Annotated in this window: 23 protein-coding genes and 1 other RNA gene; 12 read left to right on the forward strand and 12 right to left on the reverse strand. The window is 37.7% G+C overall.

What is annotated here, in order from left to right:
• Nucleotides 1-71: 71 nt before the first annotated feature.
• The 6 genes from AAOP42_RS12730 to AAOP42_RS12755 all read right to left on the reverse strand — a co-directional run bounded on the left by AAOP42_RS12730 (nt 72) and on the right by AAOP42_RS12755 (nt 6008).
• The gene (locus AAOP42_RS12730) at nt 72-938 is read right to left on the reverse strand and encodes a PorP/SprF family type IX secretion system membrane protein (protein ID WP_349528906.1); all 867 of its coding nucleotides are present in this window, start codon (nt 936-938) and stop codon (nt 72-74) included.
• 62 nt (nt 939-1000) lie between these two features.
• Nucleotides 1001-2149, reverse strand: a complete 1149-nt coding sequence (locus AAOP42_RS12735) for an aspartate aminotransferase family protein (protein WP_349528907.1) — start codon at nt 2147-2149, stop codon at nt 1001-1003.
• A 51-nt stretch (nt 2150-2200) separates the two neighbouring features.
• Nucleotides 2201-2992, reverse strand: a complete 792-nt coding sequence (proC, locus tag AAOP42_RS12740; protein ID WP_349528908.1) for a pyrroline-5-carboxylate reductase — start codon at nt 2990-2992, stop codon at nt 2201-2203.
• Between the two features lie 212 nt (nt 2993-3204).
• On the reverse strand, nt 3205-4200 hold the full coding sequence (argC, locus tag AAOP42_RS12745; RefSeq protein ID WP_349528909.1) for an N-acetyl-gamma-glutamyl-phosphate reductase: 996 nt from the start codon (nt 4198-4200) through the stop codon (nt 3205-3207).
• Entirely contained in the window at nt 4181-5371 is a 1191-nt protein-coding gene (argG, locus tag AAOP42_RS12750) for an argininosuccinate synthase (RefSeq protein WP_349528910.1), read from the reverse strand. The genes argC and argG overlap by 20 nt, the downstream gene beginning before the upstream one ends.
• Nucleotides 5364-6008: a GNAT family N-acetyltransferase gene (locus AAOP42_RS12755; protein WP_349528911.1), complete on the reverse strand. Its 645-nt coding sequence runs from the start codon at nt 6006-6008 to the stop codon at nt 5364-5366. The genes argG and AAOP42_RS12755 overlap by 8 nt, the downstream gene beginning before the upstream one ends.
• 847 nt (nt 6009-6855) lie before the next feature.
• Here AAOP42_RS12755 and AAOP42_RS12760 point away from each other — a divergent pair.
• Genes AAOP42_RS12760 through AAOP42_RS12805 form a run of 10 tightly spaced genes read left to right on the forward strand, consistent with a single transcriptional unit; the run spans nt 6856 to nt 16080 of the window.
• Nucleotides 6856-8439 carry a capsule assembly Wzi family protein gene (locus AAOP42_RS12760; RefSeq protein WP_349528912.1) on the forward strand — a complete coding sequence of 528 codons (1584 nt, stop codon included), beginning with the start codon at nt 6856-6858 and terminating at the stop codon, nt 8437-8439.
• A gap of 37 nt (nt 8440-8476) precedes the next feature.
• Nucleotides 8477-8935, forward strand: coding sequence for a hypothetical protein (locus AAOP42_RS12765; RefSeq protein WP_349528913.1), 459 nt, complete (start codon nt 8477-8479; stop codon nt 8933-8935).
• 45 nt (nt 8936-8980) lie between these two features.
• Nucleotides 8981-10108, forward strand: a complete 1128-nt coding sequence (locus AAOP42_RS12770; protein ID WP_349528914.1) for a GNAT family N-acetyltransferase — start codon at nt 8981-8983, stop codon at nt 10106-10108.
• Complete coding sequence (locus AAOP42_RS12775; RefSeq protein ID WP_349528915.1) at nt 10092-10985, forward strand: SDR family oxidoreductase; 894 nt, start codon at nt 10092-10094, stop codon at nt 10983-10985. Before AAOP42_RS12770 ends, AAOP42_RS12775 begins: the two co-directional genes overlap by 17 nt.
• Before the next feature lie 3 nt (nt 10986-10988).
• Entirely contained in the window at nt 10989-11450 is a 462-nt protein-coding gene (locus AAOP42_RS12780) for a 3-hydroxyacyl-ACP dehydratase FabZ family protein (protein WP_349528916.1), read from the forward strand.
• A gap of 1 nt (nt 11451) precedes the next feature.
• On the forward strand, nt 11452-12741 hold the full coding sequence (locus AAOP42_RS12785; RefSeq protein WP_349528917.1) for a beta-ketoacyl-[acyl-carrier-protein] synthase family protein: 1290 nt from the start codon (nt 11452-11454) through the stop codon (nt 12739-12741).
• Nucleotides 12731-12991, forward strand: a complete 261-nt coding sequence (locus tag AAOP42_RS12790; RefSeq protein WP_349528918.1) for an acyl carrier protein — start codon at nt 12731-12733, stop codon at nt 12989-12991. The genes AAOP42_RS12785 and AAOP42_RS12790 overlap by 11 nt, the downstream gene beginning before the upstream one ends.
• Nucleotides 12992-13018: 27 nt before the next feature.
• The gene (locus AAOP42_RS12795; RefSeq protein WP_349528919.1) at nt 13019-13663 is read left to right on the forward strand and encodes an O-methyltransferase; all 645 of its coding nucleotides are present in this window, start codon (nt 13019-13021) and stop codon (nt 13661-13663) included.
• Nucleotides 13660-15690: a LysM peptidoglycan-binding domain-containing protein gene (locus AAOP42_RS12800; protein WP_349528920.1), complete on the forward strand. Its 2031-nt coding sequence runs from the start codon at nt 13660-13662 to the stop codon at nt 15688-15690. Before AAOP42_RS12795 ends, AAOP42_RS12800 begins: the two co-directional genes overlap by 4 nt.
• Nucleotides 15691-15705: 15 nt before the next feature.
• The gene (locus AAOP42_RS12805; RefSeq protein ID WP_349528921.1) at nt 15706-16080 is read left to right on the forward strand and encodes a response regulator; all 375 of its coding nucleotides are present in this window, start codon (nt 15706-15708) and stop codon (nt 16078-16080) included.
• Nucleotides 16081-16244: 164 nt separating this feature from the next.
• Here the strand turns inward: AAOP42_RS12805 and AAOP42_RS12810 are convergent, their stop codons facing one another.
• Both AAOP42_RS12810 and dnaX read right to left on the reverse strand, forming a co-directional pair.
• Nucleotides 16245-16742, reverse strand: coding sequence for a DUF8493 domain-containing protein (locus tag AAOP42_RS12810; RefSeq protein WP_502947660.1), 498 nt, complete (start codon nt 16740-16742; stop codon nt 16245-16247).
• Nucleotides 16743-16789: 47 nt separating this feature from the next.
• Nucleotides 16790-17905, reverse strand: a complete 1116-nt coding sequence (gene dnaX / locus AAOP42_RS12815; protein ID WP_349528923.1) for a DNA polymerase III subunit gamma/tau — start codon at nt 17903-17905, stop codon at nt 16790-16792.
• Nucleotides 17906-18261: 356 nt separating this feature from the next.
• Between dnaX and ssrA the strand changes: the two genes are divergently transcribed.
• Nucleotides 18262-18626: a transfer-messenger RNA gene (gene ssrA / locus AAOP42_RS12820) on the forward strand.
• A gap of 95 nt (nt 18627-18721) precedes the next feature.
• On the opposite strand, the gene AAOP42_RS12825 is transcribed toward ssrA, so the two are convergent.
• The 4 genes from AAOP42_RS12825 to AAOP42_RS12840 form a co-directional block, all read right to left on the reverse strand.
• Entirely contained in the window at nt 18722-19006 is a 285-nt protein-coding gene (locus AAOP42_RS12825; protein ID WP_349528924.1) for a type II toxin-antitoxin system RelE/ParE family toxin, read from the reverse strand.
• A complete protein-coding gene (locus AAOP42_RS12830) occupies nt 18994-19176 on the reverse strand; it encodes a hypothetical protein (protein WP_349528925.1) in 183 nt (60 codons plus the stop codon). The genes AAOP42_RS12825 and AAOP42_RS12830 overlap by 13 nt, the downstream gene beginning before the upstream one ends.
• Nucleotides 19177-19207: 31 nt before the next feature.
• Nucleotides 19208-19699 (reverse strand): flotillin-like FloA family protein, encoded by a 492-nt coding sequence (locus AAOP42_RS12835; RefSeq protein ID WP_349528926.1) that lies wholly within the window; start codon nt 19697-19699, stop codon nt 19208-19210.
• Nucleotides 19700-19779: 80 nt separating this feature from the next.
• On the reverse strand, nt 19780-21534 hold the full coding sequence (locus tag AAOP42_RS12840) for an ATP-binding protein (protein ID WP_349528927.1): 1755 nt from the start codon (nt 21532-21534) through the stop codon (nt 19780-19782).
• A gap of 314 nt (nt 21535-21848) precedes the next feature.
• On the opposite strand from AAOP42_RS12840, the gene AAOP42_RS12845 reads away from it, so the two are divergent.
• A complete protein-coding gene (locus tag AAOP42_RS12845) occupies nt 21849-23027 on the forward strand; it encodes a purple acid phosphatase family protein (protein WP_349528928.1) in 1179 nt (392 codons plus the stop codon).
• Nucleotides 23028-23039 lie beyond the last annotated feature (12 nt).

The following is a 23039-nucleotide window of genomic DNA, read 5'->3' on the forward strand; positions in this document are numbered from 1 at the left end:
TTGTCAGCAGCTACATCTTAATTTTAACAGATTAAATAAGAAGTGGAAAGATTAGGTGAGCATAAATCAGACTAGTTACTATGCGTTCTGAACCTTAATGATACTTCGACAGTATGGTCGTCTGTATCACTGGAATGGACTAGCCCCACAATCTGTATTTTTTCCTTCACATTAATTCCAGCATTAACACTAAAAATATCTGAATCATCTTGGATTCTATGTGTAAACCCTGCAATAAAAATGCCTTTAAACTCAGTGGTGAAGTTGATGTCGAAAATATCCCAAGATGAAGATTTGAGGTACAATATTGAAGGTTTAATTCTTAGCCAATTATTTACCTGAAGCTGAGATCCAAGAATAGTATAGATGGATTGATTTGCCTGACCCCATATTGCTTTCTCATCATTGGTTTTGCGTCTATTTAAAATATTGTTGAACGTAATGCCTCCGTAAAAAGAATTATGGTGGTATACCAAGCCTAAATCTATATTGGTATTTGAATACGAAAGACCACCTAGATTAGGATTCCCCATCATACTGCTACTATGATCGGATTCAATTTTGTCATTTCTTTGATCTAAATTCATTCCAATAGTCAAGTTTCCAGCTTTATTGAAATTTAGCTGATAGTTGTACGATAGTCTCCAGTCACGTTTATTCCAGTTTTGCATGGAATGATTTTGGAACATGACACCAATACCACTATTGATTCCTGGTATTTGGGTTTCGTATGAGAATAGAAGGGAAGTTGGTTGATAACTACTTTCTCCAACACCACTTTTTACAAAGGAAGAAAATTGATGTCCGTTTTTTATACCCACAAAGGCTGGATTGATGATTTTCAAATCATACTGATATAGTTTAAATGGTGTTAAGCCTTGGGCGAAAGAAGAACCACAGAAAAGAATGATCACTAAGAACAAAAACAACTTTTTCATTTTTCAGGAATTAAATTTAACAATTGGAAAAAACATCCTTCAATATAGGCATTTAGTCAGAGTTAGTTATTTGCGACAGCCTCTTTTTCTAGCACGGAAGTCAGACAATTAGCTAGGAGCTTCACTTCTTTCTCTGTAATAGTCAAAGGGGGTAAAAACCTCAATACATTGGGGTTGGATGAGCTGCCTGTGAACAACCCATGCTCGAATACCAGTTTTTTTCTTATGGGTGCAACAGGGAAATCAAATTCTATTGCTGTCATCAGACCTTTTCCTCTTACCTCTTTCACGCCGGGTATTTTTGAAAACAATTCTAGCTGAATGGCTTCAAGGGCTTTTGCATTTTCAATTAATTTCTCTTTTTCAATCACTTCCAACACTGCCAGTGCGGCAGCACAAGCCAGGTGATTGCCACCGAATGTTGTGCCTAGCATACCAAACCAAGCTTCTACTTTCGGGCTAATCAAAACACCTCCAATAGGGTAGCCATTGCCCATGCCTTTGGCAGTGGTGATGATGTCTGGTCGGATGCCGAAGAGTTGGTGCGCAAAGAATTCACCAGCCCGTCCATATCCGGATTGTACTTCATCAAGTATGAGCATGACACCATATTTTTTACACAGTTGAGCCAAAGCGGTCATGAATTCCTGAGTAGGCAAGTAAATACCTGCCAGTCCCTGAATGCCTTCAATGATAACAGCAGCAATGTCATTGCCCTGCAGTACCTTTTCAGTCGCTTCCAGGTCATTCAGGTCAACCAATACTTTTTCATGCATTTGGTTGAATGGTGCAATGATTTTTGGATTGTCAGTAATCGCCACTGCTCCTGAAGTCCTGCCATGGAAGCCTCCTTTGAAAGCCAGTATTTTGCTTCTTTTGGTTTCGAACGAAGCTACTTTTAGTGCATTTTCATTTGCCTCAGCACCAGAGTTGCACAGGAATAGGTTGTAATCCTCATAGCCTGACATTTCGCCAAGTTTTTTTGCCAGTTCCTTTTGTATTGGAATTTCTATAGAATTGGAATAAAAAGCCAGTTTATCCAATTGGTCTTTCATCCTTTTGATATAATGTGGATGTGAGTGACCAATAGAAATAACCGCATGCCCTCCGTAAAGGTCGGTGTATTCTTTTCCTTCTTTGTCCCAAAGTTTGAATCCTTTGGCTTTGTCAATCTCAATAGGATAGACAGGATAGACGTTGAATAAATCCATTTGTATTTTATTAAGCTATGCGCCTAGCGCAATGCGCTAAGCGTTTAGCGATTATTTAATATTTTCAATTCGTTTGTAAGAAGTTTTAATTCCCTGAATCACAGCAGAACTCAATCCGTGGTGCTCCATTTCATTTAACCCCGCAATGGTACATCCCATAGGGGTTGTTACTTTGTCGATGGCATTTTCCGGGTGATCGCCTGTTCCTTCCAAAAGGGCTGCAGCACCTTTGGCTACCTGTACAGCTATTTGTTGCGCTTCTTCTGGATGAAAACCGACTTCCACACCACCTTGTGTTGCTGCCCTTATATACCTGAGGAAAAATGCAATGCCAGATGCACCAATTACCGTGGCTGCCTGCATCAGTTGTTCGCCTATCACAAGAGTACTTCCCAATGCATCGAATATGTTTTTAACATCATCTAAGCCTTTAGTATTTTCTGTAGTTGCAATACATGTCATGGATTGCATTTTGGCAATGGCAGTATTTGGCATTACCCGGATGATTGGAATTTCATTACCTAGCTGAGATTGAATTTCACTGATACTTACGCCTGTCACCACCGATGCTACCACATGTTTGCTGGTGATTAAGTCGTCCTTGATTTCCTTCAGAAGGCTCTCTAGCTGCCTTGGCTGAACAGCCAGAATTATGATTTCTGATTCTGAGACGGCTTGATGGTTGTCTTCTGACAAAGTGATACCAGTGCCTTCCAGTTCTTCCATCCAACTGATTTTCTTGTTGGTGAGTGTGATTTTTCCTTTGTCTAGAAATCCAGCCTGAGCCAGACCTCTTGAAATGGCTTTTCCCAAATTTCCCCCACCTAGTATTGCTATATTCATGACTTAAATATTTTAGTTTAACAGACTATTTCTGTTGTATTATTTCGTTTCTATTTCCTCCAATGCCACTATTGTCATTCCGACGAAGGAGGAATCCTCTTGACTAGTAGAGCAAGCGTATAAGATTCCTGCCTGTCGGCAGACATGGTCTCCTACGTCGAAATGACAGAAGGAAGTTGTTGTCTTTGTTGCACTATAGTTTTTAGTGCTCTTCAAAAGGCCACCGTTTTTAATTTCAATCCCATAGTTTCTTCCAAGCCAAAGATTAAATTCATATTTTGAACGGCTTGACCGGAAGCTCCCTTCACCAAATTGTCTATAATGCTAGTGATTAACAGTTTGTTCCTATGTTTTTCTAAATGAAGAATGCATTTGTTGCTGTTCACTACCTGCTTCAAATGGATTCCTTTTTCGGAAATACTTACAAATGGGTGTTCAGCATAGAAATTGTTATATAATTCTGTCGCTTCTTCCACACTCAAATCACATTCAGTATAGATTGATCCAAATATTCCTTTGGTGAAATTTCCTCTTACCGGAATGAAATTAATGTCATAATTCATAGAGCTTTGTAAGCTTACAAGGCTTTCAGTGATCTCTCCCAAATGCTGATGGGTGAATGCTTTGTAAACCGACACATTGTTGTTTCTCCAACTGAAATGACTGGTAGCTGATGGATTTTGTCCGGCACCTGTCGAACCAGTAATAGCGTTCACATGAATCTCATTTTTGATGATGCCAGCTTTCGCCAGTGGCAACAAAGCCAGTTGAATACATGTTGCGAAACAACCAGGATTGGCTATGTAATTTGATTTTTTGATTTTGTCTCGTTGCAATTCCGGTAATCCATATACGAATGATTTTCCATCAAAATCAGCATCTGCATGAAGTCTGAAATCATTGCCCAAATCAATAATTTTGGTAGAATCACTGAATTCATTTTCTTCCAAAACCTTTTTTGCTTTTCCATGTCCCTGACAAAGAAAGACCACATTTACATCGAGAATAGGTTTGGAAGAGAAGGTCAGGTTGCATTCACCAAATAGGTCGTCATGTACTTCACTCACTTGTTTTCCAGCATTGCTCGAACTATTGATAAAAGAGATTTTGACCATAGGATGATTAATCAAAATACGAATCAGTTCACCCGCTGTGTAACCAGCCCCACCAATGATTCCAACGGATATTTTATTTGTTGTTGACTGCATGATAGATTTTGGTTTGATTAGCCAATATTTTGGTAAATCCTTTCACATCTTCTCCTGTCCAGGCATTGTTCATTTCGCCATAGTCTCCAAATTTAGAATTCATGAGGTCATGGTCAGATTTAATGCCTACAATATTGAAATTGTAGGGTTGAAGTTCTACAATTACAGTTCCTGTTACATTTTCCTGAGTATCTATGAGGAATTTTTCTATGTTTCGCATTACCGGATCCATATATTGACCTTCATGAAGGAGCATACCATACCAGTTGGCCAGTTGCTCTTTCCAGTACATTTGCCATTTGGTCAATGTATGTTTTTCTAAAGTCTCATGACCTTTGATGATTATCATTGGGGCGGCAGCTTCGAAACCTACCCGGCCTTTTATGCCAATGATGGTATCGCCAACATGCATTCCCCGGCCTACTGCGTATTGAGTCGCAATGCTCTCTAATTTCAGAATGGCATCAACCGGATTGAGTTTTTTTTCATTGATTCCTTTTAGTTCCCCTTTGTCAAAAAACAATTCTACGGTTTCCGTTCCTTCTTTGGTTACTTGTGATGGATATGCTTCATTTGGTAATGTCTGATGAGAAGTCAAAGTTTCCTGTCCACCAACGCTTGTTCCCCAGAGGCCTTTGTTGATAGAATATTTTGATTTTTCCCAGGAAGCCTCCACTCCATTTGCCTTGAGGTAGTCTATTTCTTCCTGACGGGAAAGTTGCATGTCTCTGATCGGTGTGATTACCTCTATATCCGGAGCTAAGATGCCAAAGGTAAGGTCGAAACGTACCTGGTCATTTCCTGCTCCTGTGCTGCCATGTGCAATGTAATCTGCATTCAGGTTTTTTGCATATTTAGCAATAGCCATAGCCTGAAAAACCCTTTCAGCACTTACAGATAGGGGATAAGTGTTGTTTTTAAGGATATTGCCGAATACTAAATATTTTACCGCATCATTGTAAAATTCCTCTATGCAATCCAGGTTGCTATGAGAAACAGAGCCTAAATTGTACGCATGTTTTTCCACTTTGTCCAACTCTTCTTTTGAAAAACCACCTGTATTGACCAATACGGTATGCACTTCCAAATCTTTCTCAATAGATAAATATTTGACGCAATATGTTGTGTCCAATCCTCCACTAAACGCTAATACAACTTTCTTTTTACTCATGACTCATAACTTTTTTACTAAATAATTTTTTGGCTTCTTCTTTTCTTTTTGAGAGGAAAAATCTCATGAACTTGATCCAACGGGTAGTTGCAGTTTCTTTTTTACTGCTTTTGACTTTCTCGGGATCAAACAGCATACCTGTACAGAGGCAATGTGAGCGGTTGGTTCTGGTGAGAATGTCAAAATTCTTACACGTTTGACATCCCTTCCAAAACTGTTCGTCATCTGTCAATTCAGAAAATGTGACAGGTTGATATCCCAGTTCGGCATTGATTTTCATAACTGCCAGGCTGGTAGTAATCCCAAATATTTTTGCATGGGGAAATTTCTTTCGCGACAGCTCGAAAATTTTGCTTTTGATTTTTTTTGCCAGTCCCAGTTTTCGGTATTCCGAATGGACAATAAGACCGGAGTTGGCAACAAACTTATCGTGTCCCCAGCTTTCTATATAACAGAATCCGGCCACAGTATCTCCATCAAGTGAGATCACAGCCTTTCCTTCAGACATTTTCTTTTGAAGGTATTCCACAGAACGTTTTGCAATACCGGTACCTCTTTCTTTGGCCGCTTGTTCCATCATATTGGCAATGGTTTCGGCGTATTTAAGGTGTTCTTCGGTTGCGTAAATGACTTCCATTAATTTATTTAATCAACAAAGATTGAAAATTGATTTTAAACGTGATATTTTCCATTCTCTCATGGTAAAATCCAGTATTTTGAAAATATATATAATATGGGTAGGGAATGATGTAGAGTACGTAGCTCCACCGAGTATATATAGACCCTTAGGGCCTAATCCTCCTAATCCTGAAATTGAATACAGCATAATCAACTGAAACTGATGTGGTTTCTTCGATATTGGGAATATGGATGCTGCCTGTTTTCATTATTTGTATGCAAAGTAATACCAGCAGGTTCACTTTTGCAAGGATTGAACAGGAATTGATTAATTAGCTTAGGCAAAAGTTAGGTGTCACACGAGTTAGGTAGTTTGATAACCAATTAATTAGTTATTGAAGAATAATAGTAAAGTCAAATTGGTATTTTAACTCATGAAGCTCTACAGAGTTCTTATACATATTCAGACTAATCCTAAGGAAAGTAGAAAAGAATGGATGCTTTGGATGTTTGAAAGGGCAGTCCAAAGGAATCCGAATAATAAGGATTTCCAGTTTTGGTAGCAAAACAACCATCCTATAGAATTGCCGGATAACAAAATCATGCAACAGAAATTAGACTATAATTTATCAAAATCCTGTTGAAGCAAGGTTGGTGATCAGGACAATCACATTTAAAAATTCTTACTATTCCCTGACTTCTTGACTGCCCTTTAGCCAAGTTGTTCCCCTGAATTGAAAAAGCTTATTGATTTGTATTTACCTGAATTTTTTTATAACTATTATTAGTTGTAAATATATTTCAGTTGAGAATAATGGGTTAGAATATTGTTTTAATTTTGAAGGTAAAATTTAACGTTAGATTAAATGCGAATTATTGTTTTATTAATATTTATTGTTGTTTTTTCTCATTCTTCTTTTGGACAGGTTTTGTATCCCAATCATTATTATAAGGATTACCTGAAGCTGTTAGATCTTGAAAATGAGGAATTTAAATCGGGTATTATACTTCATCCATCAATTATAACCGACTATGCACCTGATAGTATATTGAAAAATGATATTTGGGAAGGAAGGTTTGAGTTTATCAATTTAGGTGACAAGGCAATACAAGTATTAGATCCATCTTGGAATGTGAGTTATAATTCTAAATACCCGAGGGGTTATAATGATGGAGCGCAATGGCAAGGTAAAGGCTTCAATTCTGTTTTGAATTTTGGTGTAACTGGTAAGATTGGAATGCTACATTATACATTTGCGCCGGTAGTTTATATGGCACAAAATAGCTCTTATGAAATAGTAACAAATTCTACCGCAAGAAATGAATTTGCTTATCCATTTTCAAATAACATCGATTGGGTGCAGCGATATGGCAATAATGCTTTATATGCTTTTCATCCGGGCCAGTCTGAAGTAAGGTTGGTGTATAAAAATGCAACAATAGGGATAAGTACTCAAAACATGGTTTGGGGATCATCACAGTTCAACCCAATATTGATGAGCACTAATGCCGGTGGTTTCCCACATGTAGATTTGGGTACGAATGTTCCTGTTAATACTTCTATCGGAGATATAGAGTTTAAAAGCTATTGGGGAATATTAAAAGAGTCAGCGTATTTTGATAGCAACGATACAAATAACAGTAGATATATTACTGGTTTTGTGTTTGGTTATTCTCCTAAGTTTATAAAAGGATTAAGTATTGGCATTAATAAAGTGTTGTATCAGAAAGGTCAGGATTTTGATTGGAAAGGTATTTTTAAAAGTTATGGAAGTATTTTTAGCCATAAAAGTGAAAATCTTAGCGGAGGAGGTACTAGCAACGATAATATTGATCACTTAGCATCTGTTGTAGTTCGTTGGATATTTGAAGAAGTTGGGTTTGAGTCTTATATAGAATTTGCCAGAAATGACTTTAGTGGTCAGTTTGTAGGAGGCTTTTTTGATCAGCCGGATCATTCAAGAGCATATACCATTGGTTTTATAAAGACTGGCAAAATAAACGGTAATCCTATAAAATTCACCTATGAGCATACTACACTTGGGAAATCAAGAACAGAATTAATCAGAGCTACACCGACTTATTATGTTCATGGAATTGTACCGCAAGGCTATACCAATAATGGTCAGGTTCTGGGTGCCGGGATAGGTCCTGGATCAAACGCTGATATTATTGAAGTGAAATACTATTCACCGAGTGGATCAATCGGATTTGACTTTCAGAGAATAAGATACAATGATGATTACTATTACAGCAAGTTTACAGCCGACACGGACATACATATGGATCAAGAATATAATTTGGGGTTGAATTATTTGAGATTTGTTGATAATTTGAGCTTTCAGATAGGCTTCTTATATAGCCTTCGTGATAATTGGCAGTATGTGAAGGGCAGCCGTCCTGGGAATATAAATATGTATTTCACACTCACTAGAAAGATAAATCGTTAGTTGGTTTGAGTAATGTTTTCTATTGTTTAAGGATATTATGAAGATTCTTAAATATATTTTTTGGGTTATAATATTGGGAGTTGTAGTTGGAACATATTACTATATTTTAACTTCCCCCATTAGTAAGAACAAATCCCACTTATTCAATAAGATACATTCAGGAACTTATATTGTGTTTTATAATATCGATAATGCAGTAAACTTATATGTAAATGATTCTTTGGCTTTTGAAAGTGGGGTAATATATGGTAATCCAAACCTTGATTTAGAATTCGGGTTATTGAGGTTTTTAAAAAAAGGAAAAAATTTAATTAAAATAGAGTTATTAAACGGAGATTGTGATAATTGTGAGCCCACACCCTGGGAAATAAGGTATGAACTTATCCAAAATGAAGAAGTATTGGAATTTGTTTATGAAAGTTCACAAGGGCAGGGAGAAGAAGGAGGTTTGAAATTTGAAAAAAATCATGAGGTTTTTTACACTCCTCAAGAATAAATAAGCGAATTATTCAATGATAAAATATTTACGAAACAAAAATAAATGAGTCAACCCACCCAAATAAAAAAGGTTATTTCTAAGTCAGATCTGAAGGAATTCGTGAAATTCCCTTTCCGGCTCTATAAGAATGACCCAAATTGGGTTCCTCCTCTTGTGAGAGATGAATTGGCTGCATTAGATCCCAGAAAAAATCCTTCCTTTAAGCATTGTGATACTTCGTTCTGGTTGGCTTACATGGGAGAAGAAGTGGTAGGTCGTATTGCCGGGATCATTCATACGCAGGAAGCAAAAGAAAAGCAGATGGCTCGCTTTGGCTGGATAGATTTCATAGATGATCATGAAGTATCTAAGTTGCTGTTGGATACCGTTGAAAGTTGGGCATTAGAAAGAAACATGAAAGGTGTCCATGGACCTATGGGGTTTACTGATATGGATTTTGAAGGCATGCTGATAGAGGGTTTTGACGAAGTTTCTACCATTGCTACCATTTACAATTACCCATACTACAACGACCATCTTTTAGCTCATCGATTCGAAAAATCTACTGACTGGGTAGAGATTGAGTCTGAAATTCCTGAACAAGGTCTTCAGAAATTAGAACGAACTGCAAAATTGGTGTCAAGCAGGTTTAAACTGAGAACGGTAGAGTTTAAAAACACCCGGGAGATGAGACCCTATGGGCGTAAAATGTTTGATGCATTGAACGAATCGTATGCTGATCTTTACGGCTTTCATCCTCTTTCGAAAGAAGAGATAGACAATTACCTAAAACAATATTTCAGTTTTTTAATTCCGGGATTTGTGGCTATTGTTGTGGATGAAGAGGACAATGTAGTTGCTTTTGGTATAACTATGCCATCCTTATCTGAAGCCTTTCAAAAAGCAAAAGGAAAATTATTTCCTTTTGGTTTTATTCATATATTGAAGGCACTTAAAAAAAATACCATTGCCGATTTGTATCTGGTTGGCGTACTTCCAAAATACCATAACATGGGTGTAACTGCTATGATTATCAATCATGTATATAAGGGGTTTAGAAAGTGGGGAATAAAAAAAATCTATACAAATCCGATACTGGAAAGTAATAAAGGATTGCTCAATCACATCGGGATGTTTGCTGCAAAAAATAGAATTAGAAAAAAAAGAAGATGTTATGCTAAAAAAATCTGAGGATATAAAACCTACGGCTGTTATACTAGGTGGTTCCAGCGGTATTGGGCTGGCAGTTGTTGATAAACTGGCCAAAGAAGGGTTTAACATCATCAGTCTCTATCGGGAAAGAAGGAGCAGACTCAAAGAGCTTGATATTCATTTTAATAATTTAAGAAATCAGGGATGCAATGTTGTTTGTTACAATATAGATGCCCTGAAGAAAGAAACAGTTGATCAGGTATCTAATGACCTGTTAACGAGTTTTGGAAAAAAATCCATAAAAGTACTTGTCCATTCTATTGCAAATGGGAATCTAAAACCACTGAGAATTACTGAAGATACTTCTAATACCCAGAATCAAAATGACATTGATGAAGATACTTTTCAGTTATTTTCTGAACTTAAAAAGAAAACAGCAACAGGTCATAATTTTACTAAACGATTAGAAACAGAGGATTTTGGTTATACTATAAATGCTATGGGCACAAGTTTGCTAAACTGGGCCAATGGGTTTATAGATGCCGGGTTGTTTGCAGATAGCGCAAGAATTATTGGGCTTACCAGTGAAGGAAATAAGAAGGTGTGGAAAGGATATGCTGCCGTAAGTAGTGCAAAAGTGGTGTTAGAATCTTTGGTTCAACACATGGCTGTTGAATACGCACCCTTGGGCATTACAGCCAACTTGATTCAGGCAGGAATTACAGATACTCCGTCCTTAAGAATGATTCCGGGAAGTGATATGTTAAAAGCCAGTAGCCTGATGCGTAATCCTATGGAGAGACTGACTAAACCTGAGGATATTGCTAATGTCATTTATTTGCTTTCCAGAGAAGAAGCCCGGTGGATCAACGGAACAACTATAATAGCCGACGGAGGGGAGCATCTTTGTCCATAATTTATGTATTTAAGCAAAACTCAAATATTAGAACTCATTCCTCATCGGGAACCTTTCAGGTTTATTGACGAGATTTTGGAAATCGATAATGAACATGTGGTTGGAGTTTATACTTTCAAGGAAGATGAGTATTTTTATAAGGGGCATTTTCCAACAAAACCTGTAACTCCGGGAGTAATAGTAACTGAGGCTATGGCTCAGATCGGATTGGTCACCTTAGGGATTTATTTACTCGCTGATAGTAAAGAGGAGCTGGATCCTAATGATATAATACCTGTTTTCACCTCATCAAACGTTGATTTTCTGAGTCCCATTTACCCGGGTGAAAAGTTAGTTGTTAAGGCAACTAAAGTGTATTTTCGCTTTGGTAAACTAAAGGCCAAAATAATTGCTACAAACGAATCAAAGGTTCAAATTTGTAAAGGAGAATTTTCTGGTATGTTTGTGAGTCAAAAGAATATATAATTTGGAAAAAAGAGTTGTAATTACTGGTTTGGGTGTAGTGGCTCCAAATGCCGTTGAAGTATCACAATTTGAAAGTGCACTCAGGGATGGTCTATCTGGTATAGAGAAATCTGCCATGTTGGAAGAACTCAATTTCGGTTGCCAAATCGTTGGAATTCCAAAGTACAATCCTGATGATTTAAAGAAAATAGTTCCAAAATCCTTGTTGATTAAGCTTGAAAATGAAGCCATCAAATACAGTTGTTTGGCTGGTACAGAAGCATGGAAAGATGCAGGGCTGAAGTTTACATCCAGAGATAGCGAACCCGATTGGGATTCAGGGATTGTTTTTGGAGTAGGTACGCTGGCAATGGATGGGTTTATCTCTGGCAAGTTGAAATATGTTGATTCGGGAAATACCCGAAAAGGTGGCCCCAGAGTGGTAGAGCAAAGTATGAACAGCGGAGCAGCTACCTATATCAATGAAATCCTTGGGCTTGGTAATGTAGTCACGTCTAATTCTTCAGCGTGTGCTACGGGTACTGAAGCCATTATTCAGGGTTATGAAAGAATAAAATCCGGAAAGGCTTCCAAAATGCTATGCGGAAGCTGCGAAAGCCAGGGGAAGTATATCTGGGGAGCTTTTGACGGAATGCGTATTTTATGTAACGATTCAAATGACAACCCCACAAACGGATCGAGACCAATGTCGGCGAATGCCAGAGGCTTTGTGCCCGGGGCTGGGGCAGGAGCTTTGGTACTTGAAGAATTGGAGTCTGCTCTAAGTAGAAATGCCAAGATCTACGGAGAAATTGTAGGTGGAGATGTCAATAGCGGAGGGCAGAGAAACGGAGGTTCAATTACTGCCGGTAGTTCTATTGCTACAATACGCTGTATCAAAGCGACGTTAGAACAATCCGGGATTGATGCCTCTGAAATTGATTTGATTAGCGGACACCTTACAGCCACAATAGCTGATGCAAAAGAGATAGAAAATTGGGCAATAGCATTGGATAGAAAAGGGGATGATTTTCCATATATCAACGCTCCCAAGTCTATGATAGGTCATTGCATAGGTGCTTCAGGATCGATAGAAATGGTAGGCGTAGTACTCCAATTGTACAAAGGATTCATTCATCCAACGATCAACATAGAAGAGTTACATCCTGATATTCTGAAAGTAATAAACGAAAATAAAGTTCCAAGAAAAGTAATTGAGCATAAACTAAATTATGTTATTAAGGCTAGTTTTGGATTTGGAGATGTAAACAGTTGTATAATTCTTAAAAAATGGAATGAAAATGGACGATAAAGAGATATATGCAAAATTAAAAGTGATCATTGAACCTTATCTGGATGATGAAGTGGATATGGAATCACTTACCCTTGATTCACACCTGATTAATGAATTGAACATAAATTCTGCCCATGTAATTGATATCGTTTTAGACATTGAAAACGAATTTGATATTGAAATTGATGATGATTCCATTATGAAAATGGAGACCATTCAAAACGTATTGAACATCATAAAGGAGAAATCTACAGAACAATTATCATAAAACAGAATTGCGGAACTTTGCAAGAGCATGGAATTTCTTGATAAAAAAATTCAGGATTACTCGGAACTGCATACCAGTCAGGAGACAGGACTACTCAGTAAAATAAACAGAGACACCTACACTGACGTGTTGGCTCCCAGGATGCTCTCCGGTCAAATGCAAGGTCGTATATTGTCCATGTTTTCCAAGGTGATCAATCCTCAAAATATTTTGGAAATAGGGACATTTACCGGCTATTCAGCAATATGCTTGTCAGAGGGATTAAAATCAGGTGGCAGACTTGTTACCATAGATATCAATGAAGAGCTTGAAAGCAGGGTGGCAGGGTATTTTTCCGAAGCAGGTTTGGCTGATATTATTGACTACAGAATTGGTAATGCCCTGGATATACTCCCTCAATTGAAGGATCAATTTCAGTTGGTGTTTATTGATGCGGACAAAGAAAATTATCAAAACTACTACAACCTTATTCTGGATAAAGTTCCTTCCGGAGGTATTATCATTGCTGACAATGTACTTTGGAGTGGAAAAGTATTGGGTGAACATTCAAAAAAGATGGATAAGGACACACAAGCCTTAATAGATTTTAACGATTTTGTGCAAAAGGACGAGAGGGTTGAAAATGTTCTGTTTCCTGTAAGAGATGGGTTAATGGTAATCAGAAAAATATGATTCGGATCATTGCCTTATTCTTGTTTTTGATATTTTCCGGCTTCACGTTGGTAGAAGAGGATGCTAAAATCCCAAAAGTACCTTCCGACATGGAGTTTGCTGGAATGAAACTCAAGATCACAGAAGCAGCTAAAAAAGATATTCAAAAAGATGTGGATATGCTTCGAAAGAGTCCGAAGTATTTCAATATCAAGTTAGACAGAGTCAAACTGTATTTCCCTATTATAGAAGCGGTATTAAAAGAAGAAGGGGTACCTGAAGACTTTAAGTATTTATCCGTGCAGGAAAGTGCCTTGATTTCTGATGCCGTATCTACTTCCGACGCAGTGGGCTTTTGGCAGTTCAAAGATTTTACCGGTAGGGAGGTAGGTCTTAGAATCGATCGCAATATCGATGAAAGGATGAATGTGGTGGCTTCCACTCATGGTGCTGCCAAGTATTTCAAACGGCACAATTTCTTTTTCAAAAACTGGGTATATACTGTGCTTGCCCACATGACTGGTCAGGGAGGAGCAAAGAAGTATGTTGATCCAAAGAAATTCGGAGATGATAAAATGACTATTGATGCCAATACCCACTGGTATGTCAAAAGATTTCTGGCTCATAAAATAGCCTTTGAGAAAGAGTTGAAAGGTAGTCATTCTGAAGGCTTGAAACTGGTGGAGTATAAAAAAGGACAGGGTAAAACAATCTCTCAAATTGCTGATAATCTGGATGTGGATGAAGAAGAACTGACAAGGTATAATAAATGGCTAAAAAGGGGCAAAGTACCGGAAGAGAAGGAGTACTCAGTGATTGTACCCATAAAGGATAAAATGCCTAAAGTGTTGGCTACATCCAATAAGCACCACACGATTCAATCACCCAAATCCACTACTGAGATTCAGCTCGGAAAAGACCTCAACAGAAACAAAACAATTTTTATAAAAATAAATGGCATACCAAGTATTTTGGCTAAGAACAATGAAACAGTAGAATCTCTGTCTGCTGAAGGCAGTGTAAGTGTAAGTAAATTCTTAAAGTACAATGATATCAAACAAACCGATGCTATTGTCGAGGGGGAGATTTATTACCTGAAGTCAAAGAAAAATAAGGCAAAGGTTTATTACCATACTACAGAGCCGGGTGAGACTTTGTGGGATATTTCTCAGAAATTTGGTATCAAACTAAAGAGACTGGCAAAAATGAATCGTATGTCCATTATTGACAATCCCGAAACGGGAAGGTTGATGTGGCTTATGAAAACCAGGCCAAAAGATGTACCTGTCGAAATCAAAGAATTGCCTACCACGGAGCAAGTAAAAGAAGTATTAGGTGAGTCTTTGAATGAAGCCAAGAGTACTAAAAAAGTAGTTTTACCCAAAAAGGAAATTTCCAAAGTGTCTGAAGTTGTTGATGATAGTCAGGAAAATAAGGAAGAACATATAGATGAAGAACTTAAAGAAGAAATACCAAAATCATCCAGAAAACATGTGGTAGTAAAAGGGGAGACACTCTACAGCATATCTAAGTTATACAATGTAGGCGTAACTGTTTTGATGGATATGAACAACACGAATGGTGCGATCAGCATGGGGCAGGAATTGCTGATACCTGAAGATGCACAAGAAGTGCCAAAGGAAACTGACAGTGCTCAGAAAAACCAGGAAGAAAAATCAGATGAAACTAAATCAGAACCTGAGAAATCACCAAGAAAACATATAGTGGCAAAAGGGGAGACGCTCTATAGCATATCCAGATTGTACAATGTAGAACTGTCTGGTTTGATGGATGTGAATGGTGTCAATGGTGCGATAAGTATTGGTCAGGAATTGTTGATTCCAGAAGGCGGGGAACAGAAGAAATTAGTAATGGAAGAAACACCAACAGAGACTGAATCCGAAATCACCCTACATGTAGTGGAGCCGGGTGATACCATGTATAAAGTCGCAAAAAAATATAAAATATCTGTTGACAAATTGCTTGAATTAAATCAAAAGGATAATTTTGATTTATCTGTAGGCGAAAAGCTTATAATCAAAGAATAAAACCAGCTAAACCTTATGTTCAATCTGGCACTGCTAATTGACAATCATGATGAAGACAATGGCCTCAATAAGAAGGTAATTCTTGATTCTAAGCTGGCCAAAAAGGTGATTGTCAGGAACAACGGAAAAGATGCCATCAACTACCTCACTACCAATCCTGATATTCCGGATATTATATTTCTGGATATCAACATGCCAATAGTTGACGGATGTGTGTTTATTCATGAATTTGAAAGCCTTCCCGAAATCATTAAAGATTTGTCCAGAATTTATATTTTATCAGGTGCTCAAAATGATATGCACTTACAGAACCTGGTAGAGGGCAATGAGATTGAAGGTGTAGTGTCCAAGCCACTGACATCAGAAGTCTGTGAGAAAATAAAGCAATAAAGGGTCAGGGTAAAGCATTTAAAAACGAAACCACCTTACCGCACTCGTTGCGGTATCTTTTAGAGTCACAGCTAACCCTGGCAGACCCCAGAACAACTTGCCTGACGGCAGTCAGGAGTCTGGGGACAGTAGAGTTTTTAAATTCGTTTGTCTTGAATAAAGGATTAGAAATCAGCATCCAGCCCCAGTTCATTCTTCAATCTTAATAATTCCGGATTTTTCTCCACCATTTCATCAAAAATTTCAGCATTGGTGTAGGCAGTTCTTGCAGCTATTTCCTTATTGAAAGCAGAAGAAATCATAATGAAGTCATTTTTTAAATTGTTCCTTAAAAAGTGAACCAGTTCCACTTCTATTTCTCCAAGAAACTTCTTTTCAACAGAATTCTTAAGTTGGAGTTCCACGGTAGTTTCTGAAACCAACTTCACTTCATTTTTTAGCAATGAAAGATAGGTATTGGATAAGTTTTTCTCAGAAATATATTTCTTCAATGCATCCTGAACTTTCTCCAGAGTAACGGGTTCATTTCTCTTTTCAACTTCTTCTACCTGAGCAGTCTGTTTTTCTGTTTTTTCTTCTGTTTTATGAATATCAGTAAGTCTGGGCGTTTCTTTTTTGATATTCCCGACGGATAATGGCTTTTTGACAACAGCAGGAGCAATGGTTTTTGTTTCTACTGCTGGTTTTTCTACAGGTTTAGGTGCTGTTTCTAATTCAGAACTTTTTTTTTTAACTCTGTCGGTGCGATCTGATTCAGATTGAAAGCCTGATTGAGGTACGACATCTTCATCAAAGCCAACTCTACATGCAGACGTTGATTTTTGCTGGACTTGTAGTTGAGGTCGCAGATGTTCAATATGTTCAGTGACGAAAGTATGAATGACATAGACACGGCACTGGCTTGCTCCAGGTATTTTTTTTGTACGTTTTCCGAAACTTCCAGCAGTTTTACAGTCTGGGGATCTTTGCACACCATCACGTTTCTCAGGTGTTCGGCAAGTCCCACAATAAAATTGTGGCCGTCAAATCCTTCTTTTAGAATCTCATTGAAAACCAGCAGGGTTTCGGGTAGCTTTTCAGCGTATAATAGATCTGTAATCTGAAAAAAGTAGTCGTAATCAAGGATGTGAAGATTTTTTATAGCATCCTGATATGTGATTTTATTGCCGGACGAAAAGGTAACGATAAGATCAAAAATCGAAAGGGCATCTCTCAGAGCACCATCTGCTTTCTGTGAAATCAGGTGCAACGCTTCTTCTTCGGCTTCTATTTTTTCACTCTCTGCTATCTTTTTTAGCTGCCAGGTGATGTCTGATATTTCTATTCTGTTGAAATCAAAAATCTGACACCTGGAAAGTATCGTAGGGATCACTTTGTGCTTCTCTGTGGTAGCCAAAATGAAAATGGCATAAGATGGCGGTTCTTCCAAAGTCTTCAAAAAGGCATTAAAGGCCTGATTGGAAAGCATGTGAACCTCATCTATGATATATACTTTGAATTTTCCCTGCTGAGGAGGATATCTTACCTGATCTATCAGGTTTCTGATGTCATCCACCGAGTTGTTGGATGCAGCATCCAGTTCGTAGATGTTCAGGTTGTTGGAAGAATCTCCATTTTTGGTTTCCTCAAATCCATTGACCATGCGTGCCAATATCCTGGCACAGGTGGTTTTTCCTACTCCTCTGGGACCACAAAACAGCAGTGCTTGCGCCATGTGGTTGTTGTCAATCGCATTTTTGAGGGTAGTAGTAATGTGGCTTTGTCCAACTACCTCATCAAAGCCCATTGGCCTGTATTTCCTCGCCGATACCACAAAATTTTCCATGTGTGCAAGTTAAATATCAATGGACAATTATCAACAAACATTTTAGAAATTATCGAAGAACAATTGTTGGTTATGGTTCAAATGTGCCTTAATGGATCGATCCCTCTGTTACCTCGACGTAGGAGAGGTCTTCCCTGCTAATTGCGAATTTGAAGCGAGATTCCTCCTCCGTCGGAATGACAAGGGTATATTATGATTGATTCTATTATAGGATTTTGGCTATCGACCGTTGACTGTTGACCATTGACTTTTTACTTTCTACTCTGTACTCTCTACTTTGTACTTTAAAAAAAAAATTAAACCTCCAATATTTGATCTACGTTGGTATAATCTGATAACTTTGCCACCTGATATATGGGGCCGACTGGACTTGACAGTAAGTGCGATCGTATGTAAGCATGTCGGGAGTTGTGGGTATTTCCCGTTGACAAACCTTCACACTTTTTAAATGGCGAAAATAACTACGCCCTTGCTGCTTAATCGATAGATTAACGGTAATGTGTCTCGCTGACCCTTCGTTCTGCCGGGTTGGCATCAGAGGCATCACACGCAGAACTAGCGACTACAGGTACGTGATGTATAGCGAAACTAATTGCGTATAAGGTTGCTTTCAGGCTTGTTGCTGGCCTTGAGCTTCCCGACAATCAATAGCAAATAAACATGTAGAAAGCCTATTGGTTTCCTTAGCTGGACCAGGGTTCGACTCCCTGCGGCTCCACATCACTGCCCGCTGTTCTTCGATAGGATAGCGGGCTTTTTTTGTTGAGAGGAATGCATAATTGCTGTTTTTAGAACAAAGTTATATGGTATAATTTTTTAGTTCAACAGCTTTGAGCCATGAACTATGCGAAGAATTACGATTTTGGTAGGTTGAAAAATTCTATAAACGATTCTATAGTTGCCAAGGATTAGTTCTCTGAGTAATTCATTGTTGAACTCAGGAACCTTTCTCCCGGAATTTGGAAAACCTTTTAACTGTTCTATTTTTGACAAAATACGATTCGATAATTCTTTAGCATATCTGGGGGAATCTTGAGCTATATAATCAGTGATGGAATCCAAGTCATTCCATGCTGATTCAGCAAGAATTATTTCGACCATTTATTGTCTATGCGTGACTTGGCTTCTTCGAGTGTAATTATTCTTCCTTCTTCTACATCTTTTTGACCTTGTTCTACTTTATCGATGAATAAGAGTCGGTCAATAAGTTCTTCAGTTGTGAATTCACTAGGGAGAAAATCCAATGTTTCTATAACTTTTGCTTTGTTCATGGTATCAAATTTAATGATTATTGTTCATATTTTAGAGGAATGAAGCTTTCAAATACTTTTCTACATCTCTTACTTGGTCTTCATTGAGTTGATTCATGATTTTATCACAAAGCTTTCTTTTAATGTCACCAATCCCAGATAGGCTGTCATTTTTACGAATTTCAATGTACTTCATTAGATCGTTTCCTGCGAGGTTCTGAGCCATGAGTTCTGTGCTGTCTATCTTCAAATTTTCACTTTTCACTTTTAAAAGGGCTTTAGTGAGTGTAACAATATTTCCAGAGGCAAGGGAATGGGTTTCTAATTCTTCTAATGTGATATTGATTCCTGCTTTTTGGCAAGTAATCAGAGATAAGATAATGTCTTTTACGGGAGACTTTCTTATCCTCATAAAAACCAATTGCATGAGGTCAATCTGTACACCAGAGAATAGAGCAGTGATCCATAGATTTAGTGGTACGAAATAGTTAAACATAAGAATGAGAACTAAGCCCAGTGCAAGAAAGAAAAATAGTTGTGTCATGTTTTATGAATTAAAGTTTATGATCTTGAGAGAGTTAAAGGGTAAGATTCCCTTTAACTACTCGAATAGGTGCTTTTTACTCATGATTTCCCTAATTCACTTATCAGCCATTCAAGCTTTTGTCTTGCTACACTAATAATGTCAACATATGTTCTGTAGAGCACATCGCCTCTTTCGTTATGTGAGCTTATCACATCTTTAACTTTTCCACCAAGCAAAAGAATTTCAATTTTCTGATTATGAAAATAGGTGTTTAATTCATCGCGGTATTTCAAAGCTTGTGCCTCCGTGTCTCTGTTTAAAGTAAAACTTGGACGCTTAAATTCTATTAAGACAAGTGATCTGGTTATGTTTCGGCCAAATAATATATCAGGTCTGTCATCAGGACTGTCGCCTTTGTAAGTCTTGTTAATTATTTTTTCAATTGATGTTTTGAGACCTTGATCGGAGAATATGACCGAATAGTCATCACCCAACAGCCAAGTATTGTTCTCAAATGCTTTGTGGACGGTTGATTCTAATGTTTTGGGGTTATCTATTAGCAAGTTTAATTCATCTAGAAATCGTAATCTGTTAATTGCTTGACTAGAAATAATACTCATCTCCAGTAAGCCAAACTCTGAGAGCGCACCAGCAAATAATTCAATGTCGCTATTTCTAGTTTCTTGGATGTTCTGAATTATATCCCAATAATGATCTTTCTCCATTGCGGATACCATTACAGAAATTACTGTGTTAATCCTGTCTTCTGCTTCTCCATAGAACTTTTCAAGAGTTTTGTAAAGTGCCTTCTTCGCAAACGGTTGTTTGTACTCTGGAAGCTTTTCGAGCTCCTTGTTAATCTTACGCTGATAGCGTGCTCTTGCCATTTTCATGTCTGTTTTGAAAACTTCGTCAACAGATAATTTTAAATGGGATGATGTCTTTTCACTTATGACTTCAAAGAGTTTACTATTCTCAACTATTGCGCCATGATCAGCAGTTGTATCTTCATCTAAATCATCACAAATGATTTCTCCATAGACACGATTTTGCAGTTTCTTTGGAATTATTTCATCGTCAGAAAGGAAGTTATGAGGGCGTCCAATTAACTTGTTTTTCACGCGTACTGATATACCTGCTTGTTTAATTGGTTTTTCAGTTACGGTATATTGCAATGTTGCTTTCTTGCCATTTTGTAAAGTAATTTCTTCAGAATATGATTTACCCTGTAGATCTAAAACTCCTATATCTAAGCCATTAATTGTGATTGAAAAGTCTAATTCTCTACCGTAATCTCGCATTAAGATTTCTTTGAGTCGTTCAGGGTTTGGGTAGTTCAAATTTTGATTGAGACCAGAAAGTGTAATTACAGTTCCATGTTTGTTTTTGTCACAATCATTAACGGATATAGGTAAGGGTATTTTTTCTAAATCATAATTGGCTTTTGCAAGATCATCCTTATTGATAACTACTGTCGTGGTTTTCCCTGATGCGGAAGTCGAGATCTTCATTTCAGAAGCTACCATTAGTCCAGCAAACTTACCTATCCCTTTTCGACCCTTAACTTTTCTTTTTTTAAGAATTGATTTATCCCCTTTTCTGGAAGTTCGGCTATTTGCGATGTTCAAGTACTCAGACCTTATTTCTACTTCTTTCATTCCTGCTCCATCATCTTCAATGATGATTTTGGGTTCAGGGTCAAGGTCATCAGGTAAAATAATAGTTACATTTTCTGAATCTGCATCATAAGAATTATCTATTAGTTCTTTAGTAGCTTCCTCAATTGATCGATACGTTTCACCAAGCAATTGAGCTAACTTGGGGTCTACTTTGAAATGGGCGGTTTTGCTCATATAACTTCCTTATTGGTTAAAAACGTTAGTTACTTTCGCCTATGGGCGTAAATAAATTTTTAATCTTATTCAATCAATCCTATTAAGACTACATCAGTATTCACCATCTCATAAAAATAACAACTATTTTCGGAGTTATTATTGGAGTAATAGGTTTTTGTACTGTATGGCTTGGGTAAGGAAGGTAGGATAATAGTAATATGCTGATATATGATTTGTAGTATTTGTTAAGTTATTAGCGAAGTAATTTCATATAAGTACAATTCGTAATAAATTGCTTTTCGTTATTTTTCTACGCTAAAAATTAATGAAGAATGAATTTTGTAAAAAGAAGCATTGCTTTTGTTGCGGTATTGTGTATTGCCATATTTTTTGAATCAAAGGGACAGTCGCTGGAAATTGACCATGGCCCATACCTTCAGTACCCTACTACCAATGAAGTGACCATCGTGTGGACTACCACCAAAAAATCTATAGCGTGGGTAGAATTTTATGAAGAAGACGGAACTAATTTTTATCAGTCTGAGCGTTCGAAGGTATTTGCCTCAGAAGACGGCCTCAAGACCATTGGAAAAATTCATAAGGTAACCCTCGAAGGACTGAAACCTGCTACCAAATATGCCTACAGGGTGTATGCTCAGGAGGTAATAGCGCATAAGCAACGCAATTCTTTATTTGGTGAGGTGGTGGCTACCCGGGTGTATAAAAAAGAGCCGCTTTATTTTACCACTCTTGATCCCAATCAGAAAAGTACTTCATTTGTTTTGTTGACGGACATCCACGAGCAGCCCGGTAAGGTGGGACGTTTGCTGGAAGATACTGATTTTGAGTCCACTGATTTTGTAATTATGGACGGTGATTTTATGAGTGATTTCAATGAAGAGAAAAATCTGTTTGCAGGTAGCATAGATACACTCACACAAATTTTTGCCAAAGAAAAGCCATTGTATATTGTGAGGGGTAACCATGAAACCCGTGGAGTGCTGGCACATACGATGAAGAATTATTTTCATTTCCCTAATGGAAAATATTACTACACTTTCACTTATGGAGATAGTTTTTTCATAGTGCTGGATAGCGGGGAAGACAAGGCTGATTCGGATATCGAGTACAGCGGGCTTGTTGATTTTGACAACTACAGGACGAAGGAAATGGCCTGGCTGGAAGAGGTGGTCAGTTCTCCAGAGTATAAAAATGCCAGGCACAAAATAGTGTTTTCGCATATTCCTCCTTACGGTGGAGGCAATTGGCATGGAGATGTAGAGATGCAAAATAAGTTTGTACCCATATTGAATCAAGCCAATATCGACCTTATGATTTGTGGGCATACACATCGGTATTCGTATGTTCCTGCCAATACTTACACCAATGAATTTCCGATTTTGATTTGCAGCAATTCAGCTAAATCAAATGTGCAAATCGATGCTGATAAAATTACCGTGACTACTGTGGATGTTAATAAAAAGGTGCTATCTCAATTGGAGTTTGAATAAGAAAAACGAATA

The organism is Reichenbachiella sp. MALMAid0571, from assembly GCF_040151475.1.
Taxonomy (GTDB): domain Bacteria; phylum Bacteroidota; class Bacteroidia; order Cytophagales; family Cyclobacteriaceae; genus CAXBNB01.